Source organism: Clostridium sp. HCP1S3_C6 (genome assembly GCF_052066735.1).
Taxonomy (GTDB): domain Bacteria; phylum Bacillota; class Clostridia; order Clostridiales; family Clostridiaceae; genus Clostridium.
Map to the genome: position 1 here is coordinate 26,590 of NZ_JBQHRN010000012.1, position 22,202 is coordinate 48,791.

General features: G+C 30.1%; 21 protein-coding genes and 1 other RNA gene. 2 read left to right on the forward strand and 20 right to left on the reverse strand.

All coding sequences use genetic code 11. The annotated features are described in order from the left end of the window. The first annotated feature begins 62 nt into the window (after positions 1–62). Positions 63–899: a PHP domain-containing protein gene (locus ACTNAO_RS06235; RefSeq protein WP_441027553.1), complete on the forward strand. Its 837-nt coding sequence runs from the start codon at positions 63–65 to the stop codon at positions 897–899. A gap of 87 nt (positions 900–986) precedes the next feature. Here ACTNAO_RS06235 and ACTNAO_RS06240 read toward each other — a convergent pair whose 3' ends face one another. From ACTNAO_RS06240 to ACTNAO_RS06250, 3 genes are all read right to left on the reverse strand, one after another. Then, positions 987–2,378 (reverse strand): aminopeptidase, encoded by a 1,392-nt coding sequence (locus ACTNAO_RS06240; protein ID WP_441027554.1) that lies wholly within the window; start codon positions 2,376–2,378, stop codon positions 987–989. A gap of 370 nt (positions 2,379–2,748) precedes the next feature. Beyond that, complete coding sequence (hprK, locus tag ACTNAO_RS06245; protein WP_441027555.1) at positions 2,749–3,672, reverse strand: HPr(Ser) kinase/phosphatase; 924 nt, start codon at positions 3,670–3,672, stop codon at positions 2,749–2,751. 11 nt (positions 3,673–3,683) lie between these two features. Next, positions 3,684–3,902 carry a DUF896 domain-containing protein gene (locus ACTNAO_RS06250; RefSeq protein ID WP_441027556.1) on the reverse strand — a complete coding sequence of 73 codons (219 nt, stop codon included), beginning with the start codon at positions 3,900–3,902 and terminating at the stop codon, positions 3,684–3,686. Positions 3,903–4,253: 351 nt separating this feature from the next. On the opposite strand from ACTNAO_RS06250, the gene ACTNAO_RS06255 reads away from it, so the two are divergent. Next, the gene (locus ACTNAO_RS06255; RefSeq protein ID WP_441027557.1) at positions 4,254–4,463 is read left to right on the forward strand and encodes a hypothetical protein; all 210 of its coding nucleotides are present in this window, start codon (positions 4,254–4,256) and stop codon (positions 4,461–4,463) included. A 101-nt stretch (positions 4,464–4,564) separates the two neighbouring features. Here the strand turns inward: ACTNAO_RS06255 and ACTNAO_RS06260 are convergent, their stop codons facing one another. From ACTNAO_RS06260 to ACTNAO_RS06340, 17 genes are all read right to left on the reverse strand, one after another. After that, entirely contained in the window at positions 4,565–6,826 is a 2,262-nt protein-coding gene (locus ACTNAO_RS06260; protein ID WP_441027558.1) for an alpha-amylase family glycosyl hydrolase, read from the reverse strand. A 141-nt stretch (positions 6,827–6,967) separates the two neighbouring features. Continuing rightward, on the reverse strand, positions 6,968–7,312 hold the full coding sequence (locus ACTNAO_RS06265) for a starch-binding protein (RefSeq protein WP_441046098.1): 345 nt from the start codon (positions 7,310–7,312) through the stop codon (positions 6,968–6,970). Positions 7,313–7,480: 168 nt separating this feature from the next. Continuing rightward, positions 7,481–7,667, reverse strand: a non-coding RNA gene (ssrS, locus tag ACTNAO_RS06270) — 6S RNA. A gap of 119 nt (positions 7,668–7,786) precedes the next feature. Further along, positions 7,787–8,170, reverse strand: a complete 384-nt coding sequence (locus ACTNAO_RS06275) for a hypothetical protein (protein ID WP_441027560.1) — start codon at positions 8,168–8,170, stop codon at positions 7,787–7,789. A gap of 14 nt (positions 8,171–8,184) precedes the next feature. After that, positions 8,185–8,427, reverse strand: a complete 243-nt coding sequence (locus ACTNAO_RS06280; protein WP_441027561.1) for a DUF1292 domain-containing protein — start codon at positions 8,425–8,427, stop codon at positions 8,185–8,187. A 119-nt stretch (positions 8,428–8,546) separates the two neighbouring features. After that, positions 8,547–10,823 (reverse strand): RNA polymerase recycling motor HelD, encoded by a 2,277-nt coding sequence (helD, locus tag ACTNAO_RS06285; RefSeq protein ID WP_441027599.1) that lies wholly within the window; start codon positions 10,821–10,823, stop codon positions 8,547–8,549. Between the two features lie 383 nt (positions 10,824–11,206). Beyond that, complete coding sequence (locus tag ACTNAO_RS06290; protein ID WP_441027562.1) at positions 11,207–13,606, reverse strand: homocysteine S-methyltransferase family protein; 2,400 nt, start codon at positions 13,604–13,606, stop codon at positions 11,207–11,209. Continuing rightward, a complete protein-coding gene (locus ACTNAO_RS06295; protein WP_441027563.1) occupies positions 13,596–14,282 on the reverse strand; it encodes a methionine synthase in 687 nt (228 codons plus the stop codon). Before ACTNAO_RS06295 ends, ACTNAO_RS06290 begins: the two co-directional genes overlap by 11 nt. An 8-nt stretch (positions 14,283–14,290) precedes the next feature. Beyond that, on the reverse strand, positions 14,291–14,746 hold the full coding sequence (locus ACTNAO_RS06300; RefSeq protein ID WP_441027564.1) for an S-ribosylhomocysteine lyase: 456 nt from the start codon (positions 14,744–14,746) through the stop codon (positions 14,291–14,293). 59 nt (positions 14,747–14,805) lie between these two features. Continuing rightward, positions 14,806–15,783: an MraY family glycosyltransferase gene (locus ACTNAO_RS06305; RefSeq protein ID WP_441027565.1), complete on the reverse strand. Its 978-nt coding sequence runs from the start codon at positions 15,781–15,783 to the stop codon at positions 14,806–14,808. Positions 15,784–15,906: 123 nt separating this feature from the next. After that, the gene (locus ACTNAO_RS06310; RefSeq protein WP_441027566.1) at positions 15,907–16,548 is read right to left on the reverse strand and encodes a V-type ATP synthase subunit D; all 642 of its coding nucleotides are present in this window, start codon (positions 16,546–16,548) and stop codon (positions 15,907–15,909) included. Between the two features lie 3 nt (positions 16,549–16,551). Beyond that, a complete protein-coding gene (locus ACTNAO_RS06315) occupies positions 16,552–17,931 on the reverse strand; it encodes a V-type ATP synthase subunit B (RefSeq protein WP_441027567.1) in 1,380 nt (459 codons plus the stop codon). Beyond that, on the reverse strand, positions 17,924–19,705 hold the full coding sequence (locus ACTNAO_RS06320) for a V-type ATP synthase subunit A (RefSeq protein ID WP_441027568.1): 1,782 nt from the start codon (positions 19,703–19,705) through the stop codon (positions 17,924–17,926). Before ACTNAO_RS06320 ends, ACTNAO_RS06315 begins: the two co-directional genes overlap by 8 nt. A 17-nt stretch (positions 19,706–19,722) precedes the next feature. Beyond that, positions 19,723–20,034, reverse strand: coding sequence for a V-type ATP synthase subunit F (locus tag ACTNAO_RS06325; protein ID WP_441027569.1), 312 nt, complete (start codon positions 20,032–20,034; stop codon positions 19,723–19,725). Next, positions 20,027–21,028 carry a V-type ATP synthase subunit C gene (locus ACTNAO_RS06330; RefSeq protein WP_441027570.1) on the reverse strand — a complete coding sequence of 334 codons (1,002 nt, stop codon included), beginning with the start codon at positions 21,026–21,028 and terminating at the stop codon, positions 20,027–20,029. Before ACTNAO_RS06330 ends, ACTNAO_RS06325 begins: the two co-directional genes overlap by 8 nt. Before the next feature lie 12 nt (positions 21,029–21,040). After that, complete coding sequence (locus ACTNAO_RS06335) at positions 21,041–21,640, reverse strand: V-type ATP synthase subunit E (RefSeq protein ID WP_441027571.1); 600 nt, start codon at positions 21,638–21,640, stop codon at positions 21,041–21,043. A gap of 53 nt (positions 21,641–21,693) precedes the next feature. Continuing rightward, entirely contained in the window at positions 21,694–22,182 is a 489-nt protein-coding gene (locus tag ACTNAO_RS06340) for a V-type ATP synthase subunit K (protein WP_441027572.1), read from the reverse strand. Positions 22,183–22,202 lie beyond the last annotated feature (20 nt).

A 22,202-nucleotide genomic window follows, 5' to 3' on the forward strand; every position in this document is an offset into this window, starting at 1 on the left:
TTATAGATTATAACATAAAAGCGCAAGTTTTGTCGCAATTTTAAATATTAGGAGGATAATTTATGCAAAAGGTTGATTTTCACACCCACTCAACATGCTCTGATGGACTTTTATCACCAAAGGATATGGTAAAAAGAGCAAAAGAAAAAGGGTTAAACTACTATGCACTTACAGATCATGATACTACTCTTGGACTTTGTGAAGCTATTAATGAGGCTAAGAATCTAGGAATAAATTTTATTCCAGGAATAGAACTTTCAACAGATTATAATAACGAAAGTATACATATACTTGGATATTTTAAAGATAAATCTTTTTTAGATAAAGAACTTTTAGATTTTTTGGATAAGTTAAAAAATAGAAGAACAATTCGTGCTAAAGAAATGATACAAAAATTAGAAAGTGAATTTAATATACATATTTCTTTTGAAAATGTATTAAAAAGAAGTAATGGAGTTATCGCAAGACCTCATATAGCTCACGAAATAATTGACTCTTCTTATAACTACACCCTTGATGAAATATTTGAAAAATTAATAGGAAAAGAGTGCAAGGCTTACGTTCCTACTACAAAAATAACTACAGAAGAAGGTATAAGTCTTTTAAAAAGACATAATGCTTTAGTATTTTTAGCACATCCTATACTTATTAACAAATCACCTATATCAGATTTTCTTAATATGGACTTCGATGGTATAGAAGGCATTTATTTTCAAAATACAAAAGAATTTGAAGAAAAAATAATTAATGTTGCAAAAGAGAAAGGACTTCTTATAAGTGCAGGTTCTGATTTCCACGGAGATTTAATAAATGATACAAAACATGGGGATATTGGATGCATAAGCAATAGATATAATGATGAATTTCTAAAGGAATTTTTGAAGAAATTAATGAATTAAGGCTGACTTTAAGTGCAGTGCAAAAGCCACTTAATTCTTCATTATTTATTATAAGAATTAAGTGGCCATATTGTCACGCTAGCTTAATTAAGCATTAATAAGAAATGCCTTATATGCTTTATATGTTTCAAAAATATCAGCTTTACTTGACACTTCATATGGTGCATGCATATTATGAAGTGCAACACCACAATCAATTACTTCCATATTGTATGATGCTAGTATATATGCTATAGTACCACCACCGCCTTGGTCTACTTTTCCAAGTTCTGCTGTTTGAAATGATATATTATCTTTATCAAGTATATCTCTAAGCTCTGCTATGTATTCAGCATTAGCATCATTACAACCAGATTTACCTCTAGCTCCTGTATATTTATTAAATACTATTCCATGACCAAAGTAAGCAGCATTCTTCTTTTCCATTACAGATGGATAATTTGGATCATATGCAGCACTTACATCTGATGATAACATCTTTGAATTTTTCAAGACTCTTCTAAGTTTAAGTTCTGAATATTCTCCTTTTCTATCCATTACTTCTGCTACTGTATTTTCAAAAAATCTTGATTGCATTCCAGTAGCGCCAACACTTCCTATTTCTTCCTTATCTACTAAAAGGCATACACATGTTCTATCTACATCTTTTATATCCATCATTGCCATTAATGAAGTATATGCACATACTCTATCATCTTGACCATAAGCCATAATCATACTTCTATCTATTCCATAATCTCTTGCTTTTCCAGCTGGAACTATTTCAAGTTCTGCAGACTTAAAGTCTTCTTCATCTATTCCATATTTTTCATCTAAAAGTTTTAAGATATTATTTTTCACTTTTTCTTTCTCTTTATCCTTACCATTTAAAGGTATGCTTCCAATTAATACATTTAAATCTTCACCTTCAACTACCTTATTACCTTTCTTTTCAAGTTGTGTTTGAGATAAATGTACTAAAAGATCAGATATTCCAACTACTGGATCATCCTCATCCTCACCAATAACAACTGAAACTCTAGCACCATTTTTCTTAACTACAACACCATGTATTGCTAAAGGTAATGTAACCCATTGATATTTTTTTATACCTCCATAGTAATGTGTATCAAAAAATGCTAATGAAGTATCTTCATAAAGCGGATTTTGTTTTAAATCAAGTCTTGGTGAATCAATATGAGCACCTAAAATTTTAAGACCATCTTCCATTGGTCTTTCACCTATAACAAATAACGCTAGAGCCTTTTCCATATTAATAGCATAAACTTTATCGCCAGGATTTAATGTTTCATTATTTTTTATAATTGTATCTAAATTTCTAAATCCATTTGCTTCAGCTATTCTTATTGATTCTTTAACACATTCTCTCTCAGTTTTACACCTTGACATAAATTTTTTATATTCATCACTAAATGCGAAAACTTCTTTTTTTTGCTTTTCAGTATACTTTTCCCATGCATTCTCTACTTTTTTATTCATATTACCATCTCCAACTCTATTATAATTTTTATAATATTATTTGTTACTCTTTTATATTAACACATTTCTATTTATTTTGTTAAATTGTGCCCTCAATTATTTACTTCATTTCACTTTCTGTTCTTTATCACTTACAACTTCGATAATTAATAATTAAGAATTAAGAATTAAGAATTAATAATTAATAATTAAGAATTAAGAATTAAGAATTAATAATTAATAATTAAGGACATTTTTGCTCCTTCCTCGCAAAAATTTTAATTATATATTGTATGGATGATGGATGGACAAGCTACAACTTCAAAGCCGATACCTAATCTCATACAAGAATCTAATTATACTAATGCTTTGAGCCTAACTATAATAATTATTAATTATTATTAGAAACAGAATTTTCCTCATCCATTCTCTTTGTAATAATATCAACAGGTGTAATTTCAGACATTAAAGAATATCTATAGTTTACTGCTGCTGCTTCAATTATAACTGCTATATTTCTACCTGGAGTTACAGGAACCGTAAGCTTTCTAACTTTTACACCTAGTATTTCCATATATTCGTAATCTATGCCTAATCTATCATAATTATTATCCTGCTTCCATGTTTCAAAATGCATAACAAGCTGTATTTCTTTTTCTTGAAGTACAGAACTTAATCCATAAAGGGATGGTACATCAATAATTCCAATTCCTCTTACTTCAAGCATACCAATTGTAACCTTTGGAGATGTTCCTATAAGGGTTCCATCAATTTCCTTAATATCAACAGCATCATCTGTAATAAGTCTATGACCTCTCTTTATAAGTTCAAGAGCTGTTTCACTTTTACCAATTCCACTTTCACCTGTAATTAATATTCCTATACCTGATACATCTACTAAAACCCCATGAATTCTAGTTTCTGGTGCAAGTTTAGTTGTTAAGTACATTGTTACTTTATTAATTATCTGAGTTGTTACTAATTGACTTCTAAGAACCCATGCATTTTTCTTTTGAGCTGCTAGTATAAGCTCCTCATGGACCTCAAGACCTCTTGAGATAATTATACATGCCATATCAAAAGAAAAATATTTTTTTAGTCTTTTTTTTCTAATCTCAGGTTGCATATCATCTAAAAAGCTCCACTCTGCTTTTCCTATAACCTGCACTCTTTCTGGGACAAAGTAATTATAATAACCTGATAGCTGAAGTCCAGGTCTATTTATATCGTTTACAGTAATTTCTTTATCCTTATCCCCTTCAACTAAAACTTCCAATTTTAAATCCTCAATAAGTTTTCCTACTGTTACTGCCAAATTAATCCCCCCTATTTTTTTCTATATTCTAAACCATTTAATTGTGCCCTGAAATTTCTCTTTACATTATCTATGTATCTTTGTCTAAGTTTTTGTTGAAGTTCTTTTTCTTCATCAGTTAACCCTATTTGTTGACTTTTCTTATATAAATAATTTATGTTTTCTATTACTTCTTCAATTTTCATTTCACTAATATTTATTTCTTCAATCTTAATTTCTCTAATATCCATATGTTGATACTCCTTATATATACTTTTATAATTATAAAAATCCAAACTACATACATTTAATAATTAAAACATACTATTATTATTGCATATAAGAACTAATAATATCAACCTTTATTGTTAATTTCATATAAAAGGCATATTAAGAAAATTACTTTTAGACATTTTTCTTTTTGTATATCTTTAATGTAAATATTTTAGATATGGTTTTATTAAATAAAATAATTATTTCATTTAAAATTGTTAATAATTGTCACAGAATGGCGTATGAAATATTTTTACAATTATGTATAAAATGATATAATATATACATACTTAAGTATAATAATTTATGAAAGGAGAGGAGATTAGATTATGAACTCAAAAAGAATATTAAAAAAAATTGAGAGGAGGAAAATGTTATTAAATTTCTTACTATTATTCCTCCCTCCAACATGTATTTTGTCAGTAAAATTGTCACAAAATTTAGATTTGTACATTCATAAATATCAAAATTTTATTGCAAAAAAATATAAGGTAGCTAACTCACAAAATTACTTTTTTGTAGAAGATATTGCTGCATAATAAATAGTATTTTTAAAATACATATATTTATTTATAATATATTTTAAAAAAGGTTGTCCACAGCATTTTTATTGCAATTTGGACAACCTTTTTTTATTATACTATTTTAAATACTTACCACTTTCTCCTATTTGGCCACTTCCATTTAAAACATATACTCTCATGTTACCTTGTTCTATAGCTGGAATAGTTAATGTACCATCACTATTTATAGTATCACCTGTAATTGCATCTACATATTTACCAGCTGGTACTCCTGTAAATGTTGCACCACCTGAAACTGATACACATACAAAACTATCTGTCTTGTTATCTGTATATCTTCTCTTATAAGCCATTCCATCTCCTGAAACTCCTTCAGTTGAATATTGACCTTTTTGAAGTGCTGGAATTGCTCTTCTTATTTTATTCAATCTTATAATATGTTGTGCTAATGGATGCTTTAATGTTTCTGCTACTGTACCACTTGCTGTATATTCACCAAAATCAGTTGCAGTAACATCACCTTCTAAGTTTTCACCATAATATGCTCTTCCTGATTCTTCAAATGTTGTTTTTTGATTAGCAGGATCAATATTCTTACCTTTTTTGAATTCTATTTCAGAACCATAATAAATACAAGGAATTCCTCTAAATGTAAACATTAAATTTAAATTTTCTGCCCAGACCTTTTGATCTTGATTAAATCTTTCCCCTTCTGGAGCACAATCTGGAGCATAGTCATGTGAATCAACATAAGTTACATTCCATGTTGGATCATTATAAGAATGATCTCCTGCAAGTGCAACACTAAATGCATCACGAGCATTCTTAAAGTTCCAATGCATTGGGAAATCTATAACATTCATTCCTGAGAACTTTGATCTATCTGGTGTGTGATAGTCATTTCCATTTAAGAAAGCATTATCGCTTGTTGGTTGACTCTCTGGATCTCTGTTATCATTAAATTCTTCTTCTGTTAATTTAATATTATTTTCTGGATTATCACTCCATGGATATTCTTTACTTTCTTTCCAAGTATAGAATGGAGCTGATAAACCTGGAGTATTTCTATACCAGTAATTTCTATCTCTTGTACAAACTTCACCAAACATATAGAAATTATCTCCACCTGCTTTAGTAAGTTCTGGAAGTATAGATTCATTCCAAGTAAGTCTTGAAATATGTTTAACAGTATCAACTCTGAAGCCATCTACTCCCATTGAAATATACTTCTTATAACAATCATTTAAGTAATTAGTTACCTTTGGATTTTCTGTGTTTAAATCTACACAGTCACCAGCAATTTGAGCAAGTTGTGAATCATATTCATCCCAGTTAAAGTTACCATAGTGGTGATAAATATAATTAGTATCATGGTTTACACCATCAGTATTCTTTAAAAGTGCAAGTCTCTTATCATATTGAATTCCTGGTTTTTGTGAAAAATATTCTTCTGCTGTTCCTAAACTTTCTGCTGTTGGAACCATGCAAGTTTCTGCACTTTCAAGTCCTGTATCTTTCTTTTTAAATGTCTTTAAAAGATTTTCTTCTCCCCAGTTTCCTGTATGATTGTAAACTATATCTTGAATTATTTTAAGTCCTTTTTTATGACATGCATCAATTAAATCTTGATATGTTGCTCCTGGTGATTCATATCTTGGATCAACTTTTGAGAAATTAATTGCATGATATCCATGATAATCAAGACCACTGGCATTTTCTACTACTGGAGTTATCCAAATAGCTGAGAAACCTAAAGCTTTAATATAATCAAGCTTTTCTATAAGACCTTTAAAGTCTCCTCTCCAACCTGGATCTCCTTCAGTTTTTTTCATGCTTGTATCTTCATCCCAACAATGAAGGTTATTATCTTTATAACCATCATAGAATCTAGTAGTCATAACAAAATAAATAGTTTCTTCTCTAAAATCTGTTCTGTCAGTAAGCTGAGAACCTGTTGTGCTACCTGCTTCACTGCCACCAGTTCCTGGCTTATCTTCACCACTATCACCTGATGTAGGATCTTCATCTGTCCATTTACCATCATTGTACCACCATTCACTAGAATTAGCAGTTAAGTCTTCTGTTTGATTTCCATTACCATCATTAAATAATAGATTGATTTTTGTTGCATTTTTGAATGTGTAAGTAAACCATCCATCTGAGTCTTCATCCATATCTTCACCTGGCCAATCTACTTCCTGATTCTTAGGAAGTGCATTCCAATAGTAAATTTTAGGATTACTAAAATCACCCTTATAATGAACAGTAATAGTACTACTACTTGATTTTGCAGTTGTAGTAACAAATACACTTCCAACTAATAGTACCAAGCAAACAAAAAGGCTAATTAAACTTTTTTTACTTTTTAATTTACTCATGATATCCCCCTTAGTTTTTTGTAAATTTAATTCAAAATTTGTTTACAATTACATAATATCATATTAACATGTTTTTTAACCGTTTTCAATTAATTTATTAAAAATAAACTGCAGAAATTTTTATTCTACAGCTTAATTTTTTTATTTTAAATATGGACTATATCCAGAAAGTTTTCCTGGAGCTTTTGTTTTACTTGTATCTAAAACATAGATTCTCATATTTGGTTTAGATATTGCATCAGTAGTTAAAGTCCCATCTGATACTACAGCTTTATTACCTATTATAGCATCTGTAAACCAACCATTATCTTCACTTTTCATTTTCTTCCCTGGCCAGTCTACTTCTAAGTTTTTCGGTAACGAATTCCAATAATATATTTTAGGATTTTCATATTCATCTTTATAATGAATTATTATCCCATTACTAGTTGAAGAAGCAAATATACTTCTTGAACTTCCTGCAGCAGTTATTATTAAAGTAAGCATACTACAATACTTACAAAAACAGTAGCTACTGTTTTCTTTTTTGTTATCATTTTTATCCCCCACTTTTTATTAAAAATGTATTCATTTTCCTTTTATATTAACTCATTATTCAATTTTTTTCAATACAAAAAACACCTCAATACTAAGTATTGAGGTGCTAAAAACTAATCATTTCCCAACATGCCGTTTGTCTACTTATCCATACCTGCGCCTCGCAGGTGGGTTCTGCTCATATTACTTTTGTTATCTTCTGCCACAAAGTGAAATATGAAGTCCAACAGCCATAATATTATTGCAAATCCCGGAAATGTAATGTAGGTTGAAACAGTAAACTAGGCGAACATCTCAGGACTTTTTATTTAATTTATGTATTTATTATAGCATATAATTTAATCTTTTCAAGTACTTATTTTAAATAATGTAATCGTTTATTGTTACTATTTTTTGAATATTTTGTTACTAAATTATTTATATTTATTGATCTAGGAAATCTTCAAAATCTATATCTGTTGAATCAGCACTAAATACTACTAATCCCTTGAAAAATTCTATGTGATTTTCATATTCTTCTATTTGTCTAAATTCACCATCCACATCAAATTCTTCACAAATTTCTTCTACTATCTCTTGAATATTGTCCTTTGCAATATCAACTAGATAAGGCAAATACCAATTTTCATACCACTCAGTACTTCCTTCTTCACAATCTCCCTCTTCATTGGAATAAGCTTCTGCTGCACTAATTTCATCCTTATCATAATCATAACAAAATTTAACTGCTATATATTCTTTAGTTGATTTTACTACTTCTAATTCTGTTAATCCATTACTTTCTAAATAATCTACTATTTCTTCCATTTTATGTCACACTCCTACTCGAATAGCTTATCATATGCATCCTTAACCCTATTAAATTCTTCATCATCCTCTACTAAATTATATTCTTCTTTATCATTTACTTTATCTATTCTAAATGCAAATACATCATCACTATCTTCATCTAAAGGTGCTAATAATAAGTATTCTTTTTTTTCAATATTTATTCTTTCTACTACCTCTAATTCAATTTCATTGCCATCTTCATCCATAAATTTCATTATATTTTTTTGTTCCAAAAAATCACCCCTATTTATAATTTAGTATGATAATTTTATATTTTTTATTATTTCTAGTCAAGTAATATCTAAAAATATTTTAAATCTTGTAAATATTTTTACACTTTTGTAATTTAAAATTAAATAAATTGTGTAATACTGAAATTTTCATCATAGATAATATATTCCTCATGAAGTGCTCTTGTAAGAGAAACATATAATAATCTTTTATCTAAAATATTATCACTATAATACTTATCAGTAGGATTAAAAATTATTGTACAATCAAATTCTAACCCTTTTGTAAGATAGGATGGAATAATTATAATATCACTATCTATCATTTTTTCCTTACCACTTACTAATGTATACTTATATTTAATTTTTCTCTTTAAAAATTTATTAAGAACTTTTGCAGTTTCTAAATCTTTTGTAATAATTGCAATTGTACTTTTTCCTAAATCATGTACTTTTTTTATTATTAGCTCTATTAATGATATATATTCATTTTTGCAACTAGCTTTAAGTATTTTAGGCTTATTTCCATGTCTTAAAACTGGCTTTGCACTAATAAGCCCAACATTTTGTGCTTTTAAAACTTTATCAGCAAATTCTATTATTTCTACTGTTGATCTATAACTTTGGGAAAGCTCCTTAAAGGTGCCTTTACCTAAGAATAATTTTTCTGTTATATCATCCCATTTTTTTAGACCTTTATAATAATATATTCCTTGAGCTAAATCACCAACTAATGTCAAAGAATTGTTAGTAGAAAATTCACTTACTAAAAATACTTGAAAAGGACTATAATCCTGGGCTTCATCTACTACTATATGTTTAAACTTTTCCTTTTCTTCTATACCCTCAAGCAAATTCCTAATATGTGCAAGGGCAGGCATATCATCTTCATCTATAATATTATTTTCACAATTGTAATTATATTCATCTTTCATAAATTCATACAAATCTTCAGGAATTTCCTTATCAGCAGCTAAAAAGAATGCTTCTTTATTATTAAAAAAATCATAATAAATATCTTTTGAATTTATTCCTCTCCAGTTTTTAAAATAATCATTAAAAACCTTTTTAGCATTTTTCTTTATGGAATCTTTTATCTTGTCACGTGCTTCATATACTTCTATAAGCTTTTCTCTTCTTTCTTTAGAATCTTCCATTTCCTTTTTTACTGATACAATCTGACTATTCCATTTTTGATCTATTAATATTAATATATTTTCCATTTTATTTTTTAATTTACCGTTAAGATGCTTTTTTATTTCATCTTTTCTTTTGTTAATAGGATAATATTTAAGATCGTTAAAATACAGCCTCATAATTTCTTTTTTAGAAAATAGACAATATCCTTCAACTTTAATATCCTCTATTTCAAGAGAAGTTCCCTCTAAAAGTACAATATATCTATCTATAATAGATTTAAATGTAAGAGTTCCTCGCATTTTGCTTGATCTTACCATTAAGTTTTTTCTATTTTGATCCTTTTCTTCTATTATATTTGCAAGCTTTTGATCCTTATTGTATATTTTGCCTCTTAGTTTTAACTTTTTAAGTATAAGCTCTTCAAATGTACTTTGATTTACTTTATCAGCTCCAAGGTTTGGCAGTATATCTGATATATAATTTAAAAACAATTTATTAGGTGCAAGAACTAAAATTTCTTCTCCTTTTATAGCTTCTCTATATCTATATAAAAGATATGCAAGCCTATGAAGTGCTATAGTAGTTTTACCAGAACCTGCTGATCCTTGCACAATTAACGGAATATTTTTAGGCCATCTTATAATATCATTTTGTTCTTTTTGTATTGTTGCAACTACTTCCTTAAGCTTTTTACCTGTATTTTCTTCTAGATTTATTTTTAAAAATTCATCTACAAGACCTTCTTCATTATTTAAAATAATTTCATTTATTCCTTCATCAAAGATTCTATCTAAATTATGATTATTATCATATAAAAATTTTCTTTTTAAATTAAGCTCACCTTCTATTATTCCCTTGGGTGCCTTATAATATACCTTACCTCCAGTGCCACTATAATAAAGATCCGCAATAGGTGCTCTCCAGTCAACTACAATTTCTTCTCCATCCTTACTACTATTTATTCCTTTTTTTCCTATATATACGCTTTCCTCATCACCCATGTATTCTCTAAAATCAATACGTCCAAAATAAGGCTCATCTATAGCTGATTCATATTTTCTTATATCCTTAAGCAAAACATTATATATTTTTTCTGATGTTTCCTTTTCTTCACTATAGCTTCCCTTAGCTTCCTTACTTAAAGCTTTATATTTTTCAAAAGCATTTTCTAAATTATCATTTTTTATTTCAAGTTCCTTTTTTATTAATTTTCTTTTTTCTTTTAAAACTTCTCTTTCACACTCTAACTCTGAGTTCACTGTTAACAATTACACCTCCTTTTTTTAATGTGGCCTCAAATATTTGCTTCATTAAGCTTTCTGTTCTTTATCACTTACAACTTTGATAATTAATAATTAAGGATTAAGAATTAATAATTGAGGATATTTTTACTCCTACGTCGTAAAAATCTTAATATTATATTGTATGGGTGGACAAGCTCCATATTTCAGTGCCTACACAACAACCTATATAAAAATCTAATTATGCCAATGCTTTGTGACTAACTAAAATAATTATTAATTATCTCCTGTGGAGATTGGCTTTAAGCATCACGCAAAAGCCACTTAATTATTAATTCTTAATTTCAAAGCTAAATTTGTAGCCTAATTAAACTTTAAAGACCTAAACTAATAATTCTCAATTACCCAAATACCTTTTTAGCAACTTCAACTGATTCTTTTGCATCTTTACAATAATAATCTGCCTTTATAAGATCAGCTGTCTCTTGTGTAAGTACTGCACCACCTACAAATACTTCACCTTTGTATCCTGACTCATGAAGTGCTTTTATTGTATCTTCCATACTTTTAACTGTAGTAGTCATAAGGGCACTTAAACCTACAAGTTTAACATTTTCGTTTATAGCTGTTTCTACTACCTTTTCAATAGGTACATCCTTACCTAAGTCTAATATTTCATAGCCATAGTTTTCAAGAATAACTTTTACAATGTTCTTTCCAATATCGTGAATATCACCTTTTACTGTAGCTATTACAATTTTTCCCTTTGATATGTTTTCACTACTACTTTTTACTAAGTTTTCTTTTATAACATCAAAGGCTTTTTTTACCGTTTCTGCAGCTTGTATAAGTTGAGGAAGGAATATTTCTCCTTTTTCATATTTAGCACCTACAATATCAAGAGCTGGAATTAAATAGTTATTAACTACCTCAAGTTCATCTAATGATTCTAGAAGTTTTCTTGTAGCAGGTGCTGCTTGATCTTTTAAGCCCTTAACCACTATATATTTTATATCATCACTTTTTTCTTCTGATGAAGAATCATCTTTTTTTTGAGCTAGTGTAATTGATGGTCCATTTACCTCTGCACCTGCATACATTGAAATAAATTTATTAGAACCCTTATCAATATTATAAAGTACATTGTATGCATTTATTACATTCATCATTCCTTGTTTATTAGGATTCATAATTGGAAGAGTTAATCCATTTGCTAATGCTAATGAGAAAAATGTTTCATTAATTAAGTCTCTGCATGGCAAACCAAAAGATATATTTGATACACCAAGTACTGTGTTAACACCTAATTTTTCCGTAACCATTCTTACTGCTTTTAATGTTTCCTTTACCTTATCTTGTTCTGCTGATGCTGTAAGAACTAAACAATCTATAAATACATTTTTCTTATCTATACCATATTCCTTTGCTCTATTAACTATTTTTTCTGCTATTTTAAATCTTTCCTCTGCTGTTTTGGGAATTCCTCGCTTATCTAAAGTAAGACCTACAACACTTGCGCCATATTTTTTTACTATAGGAAGAATTCTATCTAATACTTCATCTTCACCATTAACAGAGTTTACAATAGCTTTCCCAGCATATTTTCTAAGACCAGCTTCAATAACATCACTATTAGATGAATCTATTTGAAGAGGTGTATCTATTACTGCTTGAAGTTCTCCTATAACATTTATCATCATTGCTTTTTCATCTATTTGTGGTAGTCCCACGTTAACATCTAATATATCAGCCCCAGCTTCAACCTGCTCAATGGCTTTTCCTATAATATAATCTATATTATTATCTATTAAAGCTTGCTGGAAAATTTTCTTTCCTGTAGGATTAATTCTCTCACCTATAACTTTTGGACTGTCAATTTTAACAACCTTTGATGGTGTACAGACAGCACTATCATTATTCAATTTCCTCTTTACTCTCTTGGTGGAATCTGCAATTTCCCTAAGGCCTTTAATAAATTCTGGGGTTGTTCCACAACAGCCACCTACTATACTTACACCAAAGCTTACAAATTCAGTTAATGTCTTTTTAAACTCAGCTGCAGTTAATTTATATGTTGTTTCACCAAATTCAATTACTGGAAGCCCTGCATTTGGCTGTGTCATAATAGGAATATTAGAAACATCAGTAATTCTTTTTACTATAGGTATAAGTTCATCTGGTCCAAGTGAACAGTTAACTCCTACTGCATCTACCCCAAGACCTTCTAAAGTTAAAACCATACTTTCTGGTGTACAACCTGTAAAAGTTCTTCCATTTTCTTCAAAAGACATAGTACAAAAAACAGGTAAATCTGAATTTTCCTTTACAGCAAGAATGGCAGCTCTTGTTTCCTGAAGATCTGTCATAGTTTCTACAATAAATAAATCTGCTCCAGATTTTACACCTTGGATAATTTGCCTTTTAAATATTTCATATGCTTCATTAAAACTTAATGTTCCCATTGGTTCTAAAAGCTGACCAATAGGTCCAATATCCTGTGCTATTAAAACGTCACGACCATTAATAGCTTCTTTTGCAATAGAAATAGCTGAATCTACAATTTCTTCTACTTCATATCCTGCTTCTTCAAGCTTTATTTCATTTGCTCCAAAAGTATTAGTTGTAATAACCATTGCACCTGCATCTATGTATTCTTCATGAATTTCCCTTAAAATATCCTTTTCCTTTATATTAAAACCTTCTGGGCATTCTCCAAGCTTTAGGCCCTTCTTTTGAAGCATTGTTCCCATAGCTCCATCAAATACTAATATATTATCCTTAATAAAACTTTTAACGTCCACAACTTATCCCCTCTCTTCTATAACTGCAATTTTCATAATTTTTGCAAACTTCGCAGCCTTTTTTATGCTGTTCGTATTTTTTATCTATAATGCCTACAATTGCTGTTACAGATTTTCTTGGCATTAAAAGATTATGCTTTGAAACTGTAAGTCCAATTAACTTTTCAGCATTTATACTTTTAATAAAGCTTCCTTGAATATCTAAAGGCAAATCACCATATCCAGGGCTATATCTAAAGGTAATTCCTTGCATTTTACTTATCATTTCTTCTTTTATTAAAACTTCGATTTTATCACATAATTCTTCTACTGCAGCTGTAGCACATGAATCTAAAATAACAGCTTTCGTTAAGTTTATTCTTTCATAATAAGATATTTTTTTTTCAATATTACGCCCAAGGGTTGCAGCAATTAAAATTACTTCCTGTGAATTTTTAAGATGCTCCTTTATGTCATTTCCTGTAAGCAAAAGATTAGTTCCTTCAATAAGTACTCCCGCATCCTTTAGCTCTATTTTATATTTATTAGCTAAATATTTAAGTTCAATTATATCTTCTGCTTCTTTTATTGTTTCATCAATGAGTTTTAGAAAAGAATCATCCATTTTTTGTTTCTTATAACCTAAATACCTAAGGACTTCATCCTTAGGTATCTTTATCTCTCTTATTTTATCCATTTATCTTACTATTCTCCATAAATATTAAGAGAAAACCCTTCTTTTAAAACTTTTTTAGCATATTCTTTAGCACCAAATAAAGACAAATCTCTATAATTGCCACATTGAATTTCATTAGCTGCTGGAATTTCTGTAGCATCCAATACTGTCTTTAAGCTGTCTTCAAGAGCAACCTTTACATCTTTTGGATCTATATCTCCAAAAATGCTCATGTAAAAACCTGTTCTGCAACCCATTGGAGAAAAATCTATAATTCCATCTAATCTTGTTCTTAATTCATGGGCTAAAATATGTTCAAGACCATGCATAGCAGCTGTACCGAATGCTTCTTTGTTAGGTTGAAGAAATCTTAAGTCAAATTTTGTTACTTTATCTCCCTTTGCGCCTTCTAAAACACAGCATTTTCTAACATAAGGTGCCTTAACCTTTCTGTGATCCAATTCAAAACTTTCTACTTTTTCCATTATAAACCTCCTGTTTTATTAAATACTTTATTTTTATGTCATATTAATGATATCTCATGTTAATGTTTTATAAATAGCAAAATTATAGAAATCGCACTAAATAAAAGACTTATTCCAAGAATACATGATACAACTTGATTTACACTAAGTCCTTTTTCTGCTAATCTAAAATGCATTTGACTTCTATCTGCTTGATATACTGGCTTGCCTTCACTAAATCTTTTAAATATTACAAAAATATTATCAAATATAGGTACAGCAAGTGCAAGTATTGGTATAAAAATACTTAAAACTGTTGCTTGTTTAAAAGCCCCATCTATTGCTATAATAGCTAATAAAAATCCTATCAAGTTTGCTCCTGAATCACCCATAAACACCTTAGCCGGATATTTATTATGCATAAAAAAGCCTAAAACTGATCCAGCTAAAACAAGTGACATAAAAGCCGAATAATTTTGTCCTAGTATTATGGCAGCAAAATAAAAAGTAAGTGCTGAAATAATTGAAATGCCACTAGCTAATCCATCCATACCATCAGACCAATTTATAACTGTAGTTACTCCAAAAATCCATGTTATTGTAAGTAAAAATTGAATCCATTCTGGAAGCAATATATATGTACCTGTAAAAGGATTATCAAATCCTTCAAATACGATTCCTGCTCTATAAACTAAAATAGCAGAAAATATCTGAACAATAAGCCTTGGATAAATTGGGAATTCCTTTTTCTTTGACTTAAAATAATCATCTACAAGTCCAATTAATAAAATAAGTGTACTTGATATAAAAATCCAAAAAGGCTCTTTAAAATTTTCAACAAAATTTTCTTTATTATTTGATATAAAAAGCAAAACAAAATATGTAATAAAAAATCCTATATATATCCCTATGCCACCAGAAAGTGGAATAGGGCCTCTATGCTTTTTTCTCTTGGTTGGCTTATCTGTAAATTCTTTCTCTTTAGCTAACTTCATTATAGGTGGAATAGTAAAATATACTATAACGAAAGAAACTATAGCTCCTATTATACTTATCATTATGACTCTCCTTATAATTTTACTTTTACCTATTTCGTATTATACTATTTAATCATCCTTAACGCAATGGTTACACTAATGTAAAATAAAAAAGCAAGACATAAAGTCCTGCTTTTTTATTTGCTAGCCTCTTTGTTCAATCATGCTCTTAACCTTCATAAGTCTAGTTGTAGCAGATCTGTCATTTTCATCTAGCTTCATTCTTATATATTTAATTGTCTCTTGAAGTTGAGGAATTGTCATGTATTCAAGAGCATTAACTCTTCTTCTTGTCTTTTCTATTTCATCAGCCATAAGCTGGCAAGATTTTTCTACTTCGGCAAGTTCTAGAAGCTTTGGAAGTATACCATAAAGTTTTGCAATAGCATCATCAAGTTCAGATGAAGTATTTGCAAAACCATATGGATATATACTTCCTTCATCCCCTTCAAGCTCACGCTTAAAGTTCATAACAGGAACATTTACACTCATTACATTTTTTTCTCCTACTTCCACCTTTATGTGTTCTTTAGGATATGCAATAGCTTCTTCAAGGAACTCAGAACTCATTACAGCTCTTGCCATAACAAAGTCTTTTAATGAGCCTTCAAGTTGTCCTTCCACTTCTTTTCTAATATTATTATTATATTTAACTAGATTAATGAATTGCCTCATTAATTCATCTTGTTTATCCTTTAAAAGCTTGTGGCTTCTAGTAGATGTTTGAAGTCTTTTCTTTAGTCTAGTGAGTTCCATTCTTGTAGGGTTGACATTTAACTTTGCCATAAACTACTCTTCCTCTCTTGGCATATATTTTTCAAGATATTCGTCTCTAATTCTCTTAAGCTCTGACTTAGGAAGCATCTTAAGTAGTTTCCAACCTAAGTTAAGAGTTTCTTCTATAGATCTATTAGTATTGAATCCTTGAGAAACATATTCAAGTTCAAAAGCTTCAGCAAATTTAGCAAGCTTTTTATCTGTATCTGATAATGCAGATTCACCTAATATTGCTGATAATTCTTTTGCCTGTTTACCTTGAGCATATGCAGAGAATAATTGGTTCATTGTATCTGCATGATCCTCTCTAGTTTTTCCTTTACCAATACCTTTATCCTTAAGTCTTGAAAGTGATGGTAAAACATCTATTGGTGGCATAATTCCTTTTTTGTATAATTCTCTTGAAAGAATTATTTGCCCTTCTGTAATATATCCAGTAAGGTCAGGAATTGGATGTGTCTTATCATCTTCTGGCATTGTTAGTATTGGTATTTGAGTAATGGAACCCTCTTTTCCTCTAATTCTTCCTGCTCTTTCATATAATGTTGAAAGGTCAGTATAAAGATATCCAGGATATCCTCTTCTACCTGGTACCTCTTTTCTTGCTGCAGAAATTTCTCTTAATGCTTCTGCGTAGTTTGTAATATCTGTCATAATAACAAGAACGTGCATTCCTTTTTCATATGCTAAATATTCAGCAGTTGTAAGAGCCATTCTTGGAGTAGCTATTCTTTCAATAGCTGGGTCTGATGCTAAATTCATAAATAGAACTGATCTATCAATGGCACCAGTCTTTTTAAATTCATCAACGAAAAATTCAGCTTCTTCAAATGTTATACCTATTGCAGCAAACACAACTGCAAACTTAGAATCAGAATTTAAAACTTTTGCCTGTCTAGCAATTTGTGCTGCAAGCTTAGCATGTGGAAGACCTGAAGCTGAGAAAACCGGAAGCTTTTGTCCTCTAACTAATGTATTAAGTCCATCTATGGCAGATATTCCTGTTTGAATAAATTCAGATGGGAAATCTCTAGCAACTGGATTTATAGCTTCACCATTTATATCTCTTCTTTCTTCTGGAATTATATCAGGACCTCCATCATTAGGTCTACCCATTCCATCAAAGACTCTTCCAAGCATATCTTCTGAAACACCAATTTCAAGTGGTCTTCCTAAAAATTTAGCTTTTGTTCCTTTTAAGTTTATTCCTGTTGAACCTTCAAAGATTTGTACCATAGCTTTTGTTCCATTAACTTCTAGTACTTTACCTCTTCTCTTTTCACCAGTATGCATTTCTATTTCAACTAGTTCATCGTATTTTACGCCTTCAACACCTTCAACAACCATTAAAGGGCCAACTACTTCTGTAACTGTTTTATATTCCTTAAGCATCTTGTACCCCTCCCTTGTTGATTAATTCATCTACTTGCGCTTTTAAATCTTCAGCTACTTTATCAATTTTTGCTATGTCTTTTTCTTCTACATACTTACATCTTGCAATTCTATCTCTAATTTCTTCAAGACCTAAGATTTCATTTAAGTATACTCCATTTTCTAAAGCTCTTTCTGCTTCGCGCTTAAATTCAATTATAACTTTAAGCATTTTATATTGCTTTTCAAGAGAAGTATAAGTATCTATTTCATGGAAACCATTTTGTTGAAGATAATCTTCTCTTATTGACTTAGCAACTTCAAGCTTTAATCTATCTTTTTCAGATAATGCATCTATACCTACAAGTCTAACAATTTCTTGAAGGTTAGCTTCATCTTGTAAAAGAGACATACATTCTTGTCTAAGTTCTGCCCAATCTTTATGAACATTTTCATCCATCCATTCATCAATTTCTTCTTGATATAATGAATATGAATTTAACCAGTTAATTGATGGGAAGTGTCTTTGATAAGCAAGTTGTGAATCTAATCCCCAGAATACTTTAACTATTCTAAGAGTAGATTGTGTAACTGGTTCAGAAATATCTCCTCCTGGAGGTGATACAGCACCAATTGCAGTAATTGCTCCTTCTCTTCCATCTTTACCAAGGCAAACTACCTTACCAGCTCTTTCATAGTAATCAGCAAGTCTTGATCCAAGATATGCTGGATAACCTTCATCACCAGGCATTTCTTCAAGTCTACCAGACATTTCTCTTAATGCTTCTGCCCATCTAGATGTAGAATCTGCCATAATTGATACAGAATATCCCATATCTCTAAAATATTCAGCTATTGTAATACCAGTATATATTGATGCTTCTCTGGCAGCAACTGGCATGTTTGAAGTATTTGCTACAAGTACAGTTCTCTTCATTAAGCTTTGGCCTGTTTTAGGGTCCTTTAATTCTGGGAACTCATTTAAAACGTCAGTCATTTCGTTACCACGTTCACCACAACCAACATAAACAACTATTTCTGCATCTCCCCATTTAGCTATTTGGTGTTGTACAACTGTCTTACCAGCTCCAAATGGTCCTGGCACTGCTGCTGCTCCACCTTTAGCAACTGGGAAAAATGTATCAATAACTCTTTGTCCTGTAGTCATAGGAGCTTTTGGATTTAATTTCTTTGCATATGGTCTACCTTTTCTTACTGGCCATTTTTGCATTAATTTAACTTCTTTTTCACCTTTTTCTGTTTCAACAGTAGCAACTACTTCTTCTACTGTATAATCACCAGATGGTGCAATTGTTTTTATTTTACCTGAAATACCAAAAGGCACCATTATTTTTTGTGTTACAACTTCTGTTTCTTTTACAGTTCCAACTACATCTCCTGGCTCTACTTCATCTCCTACTTTTGCAGTAGCAACAAAAGGCCATTTCTTTTCTCTATTAAGTGATGGAACTGAAACACCTTTTGTTAAGAAACTAGAATGTGCAGCTTCCATAAAAGCATCTAGTGGTCTTTGTATTCCATCAAACATTGATTCTATAAGACCTGGTCCAAGCTCAACGCTAAGAGGTTCTCCTGTAGTAATAACAGGGTCCCCAGGTCCTATACCTGAAGTTTCTTCGTAAACTTGGATTGAAGCCTTATCGCCTCTCATTTCAATAATTTCACCAATAAGTCCTTTATCTCCAACTTTACAAACATCGTATATATTTGCTTCGTCCATTCCTTCAGCAACTACCAAAGGTCCTGAGACTTTAATTATCTTTCCGGTCCTCACCTTACCAACCTTCCTTCTTATAAAATATTAACGCCTACAGCTTTTTCAACATTATCGCTTATTCTTTGCATACCTATATTTAATGATCCTTGATTACTTGGAATTAATATTACAGCTGGAAGTGTCATTCTATTGTATCTTTCAATAGTTTCTTCTATATCCTTAGCAATTTGCTCTGTTACAAATATAACTGCATAATCACTAGCTGCCATTTTATCGATATTTTTCCTTGCTTCCTCTGGAGAAAGTGAAGGGTAAACATCAATTCCAAGTGCTTTAAATGCTAAAATTGAGTCTTTATCTCCAACTACACCTATTTTTTTAAACATAAATATCACGCAGCCTTTCTCTAATAACCTCAGGTGAAATATTATTAAGTTTACCAACCATAATAATTCTAACTACTTTAATTTCAGTTTCTTTAGCGTAAATATAAGCTAGTAGAGGTTCACCTCCAAAAGGAATAAATTTAGCTTCTTTCATTATTGTCATTATGTAGTTATCAACTAACTTTTCTATTAAGCTTGCAGAAGAATTTTTAATATAATCCTCTACTCCATTTTTTAGTAGCTCTACATAATCTGTATATGCAAGCTTACTAGGAATATTTTCTGTAGCATCATTTAAAAGTGCTACTAAAGTATCATTATCAATTTTTCCGCCATCTATTACAACTGAAAGTAAGAAATCTCTTCCCTTTTTTTGTTTTTTTATTCTTAAAAGGCTCTTAATATTAGTTAAATCAATTAAAGCTTCAATATACTTATTAACAAATTTATCATCTAATTTTTTTGCAATATCCTTCATTTCTTCAAACATATATTTATCTAATATAATGTCTATTCTTTGAGGATCTTTTTTAGATTCAAAATCTGAAATTGCTTCTTCTAAAGCTTTTCTCATATTACCATTAAAATCCGAAAAATTACTATTTTCAATAGATGTTTTCATCTTTTGAAGATCATCTCTTCCCATATTTATTAGCATATAAGAAAAATCTTCCTTAAGAAACATACCTTTTAAAATAACTTTTGCATTATGGTAAGTATATTTCATACTCATAATATCAACAAGCTCTTTCACTGGAGACATATCATATGCTTCATGATAAATTCTTTTAAGCTCTGCAGATAACATTTCTTCATAATCTTCTGCTCTTTTAACATTTGTCATAACATTTCCATATTCTGTTTCATGAAGCACTTTTATCGCTTCGTCAGCAGAATCTGAATCTATCATTCTATCTAACTTGGCTTTATCAAGGAGTCTAGTTTCTAATACTCTAAGTCTTGATATAACTTGAGTAAACTGTTTTCCATCCATTACCTTTCCTCCTTAACTAAATAATACTTTAGCCACTTCAAACTCTAATTCTTCCCTTAAAGAACTTACTAAAGCTTCATAAGTATTATTTATTTCTATTCCGGCTTTTTCCAAAATGAATCCACCTTTAAAGCTTCCATTTTCAGTACTTAAAGATATTTCACCTTTCTTACCCTTTGATTTTAAGCTTTTATTTATGTCTCCTAAAACTGAATCAGTAACCATTTCTTTACCTGCATCATTTAGGATTAATTTTTCATCACCATCTATATCTAAATTTAAGATAGTATCTTTTATAAATTTAACTTGCACATCTTTATCTAATGAAGATAATTTATCTACACTTTCTAAAAAGACATCTGCAATTACTTCTTGCTTTGCTTTTAGCTTTTCATTTCTAGCAGTAAGCTCAGCACTAGATATTGTTCTTTCTTTTCTAGTAGCTGCTTCGCTTTTAGCTTTTTCAAGAATTTCCTTTTCTAAAGCCTTTGCTGAATTTTGCTTCTTTTGAAGAATTTTTTCCTTTTCTTCTGAAGCTTTAGCTAAAATCTCTTCTTTTTTTGCTTCCGCATCACTTAAGATTTTGGAAGTCAAATTATTTATATCTGACATAGCTAATCTTCTCCAATCTTAGTAATTTTGTTTTTAACTTTCTTTAATTTAAACTAGAAAGCTTTTGTTACTAATATTATTGATACAACGAATCCAATAAGTGCATATGTTTCAACCATTGCTGTTAAAACTATACCTTTTGTATTGTGTTCTGGTTTTTTAGCTAAAATTTGAACAGATGCTGCAGCACATCTACCTTGAGCAATACCTGAGAAAAGACCACAGATAGCTATTGGAAGACAAGCTAAGAATAAGTAAATACCATATGATAATTCAGTTTGTGATGATAATTTTCCAAGTGCTAAAAGACCAACAACGAATCCATAAAGACCTTGTGTACCTGGTAATAATTGAAGAATTAATGCTTTACCGAATTTTTCAGGTTGTTCAGTTAAAAGTCCAGTAACAGCTTCACCAGCAAGACCAACACCCTTTGCAGAACCTATACAAGCCAAACCAACTGCAAGTGCAATTCCTAGTGCTCCAAAAATAAATCCTCCGTTATTTTCCATAAAATATTGTATCCATGTTGTTATTTCCATTTTGTAATCCTCCTAATCTT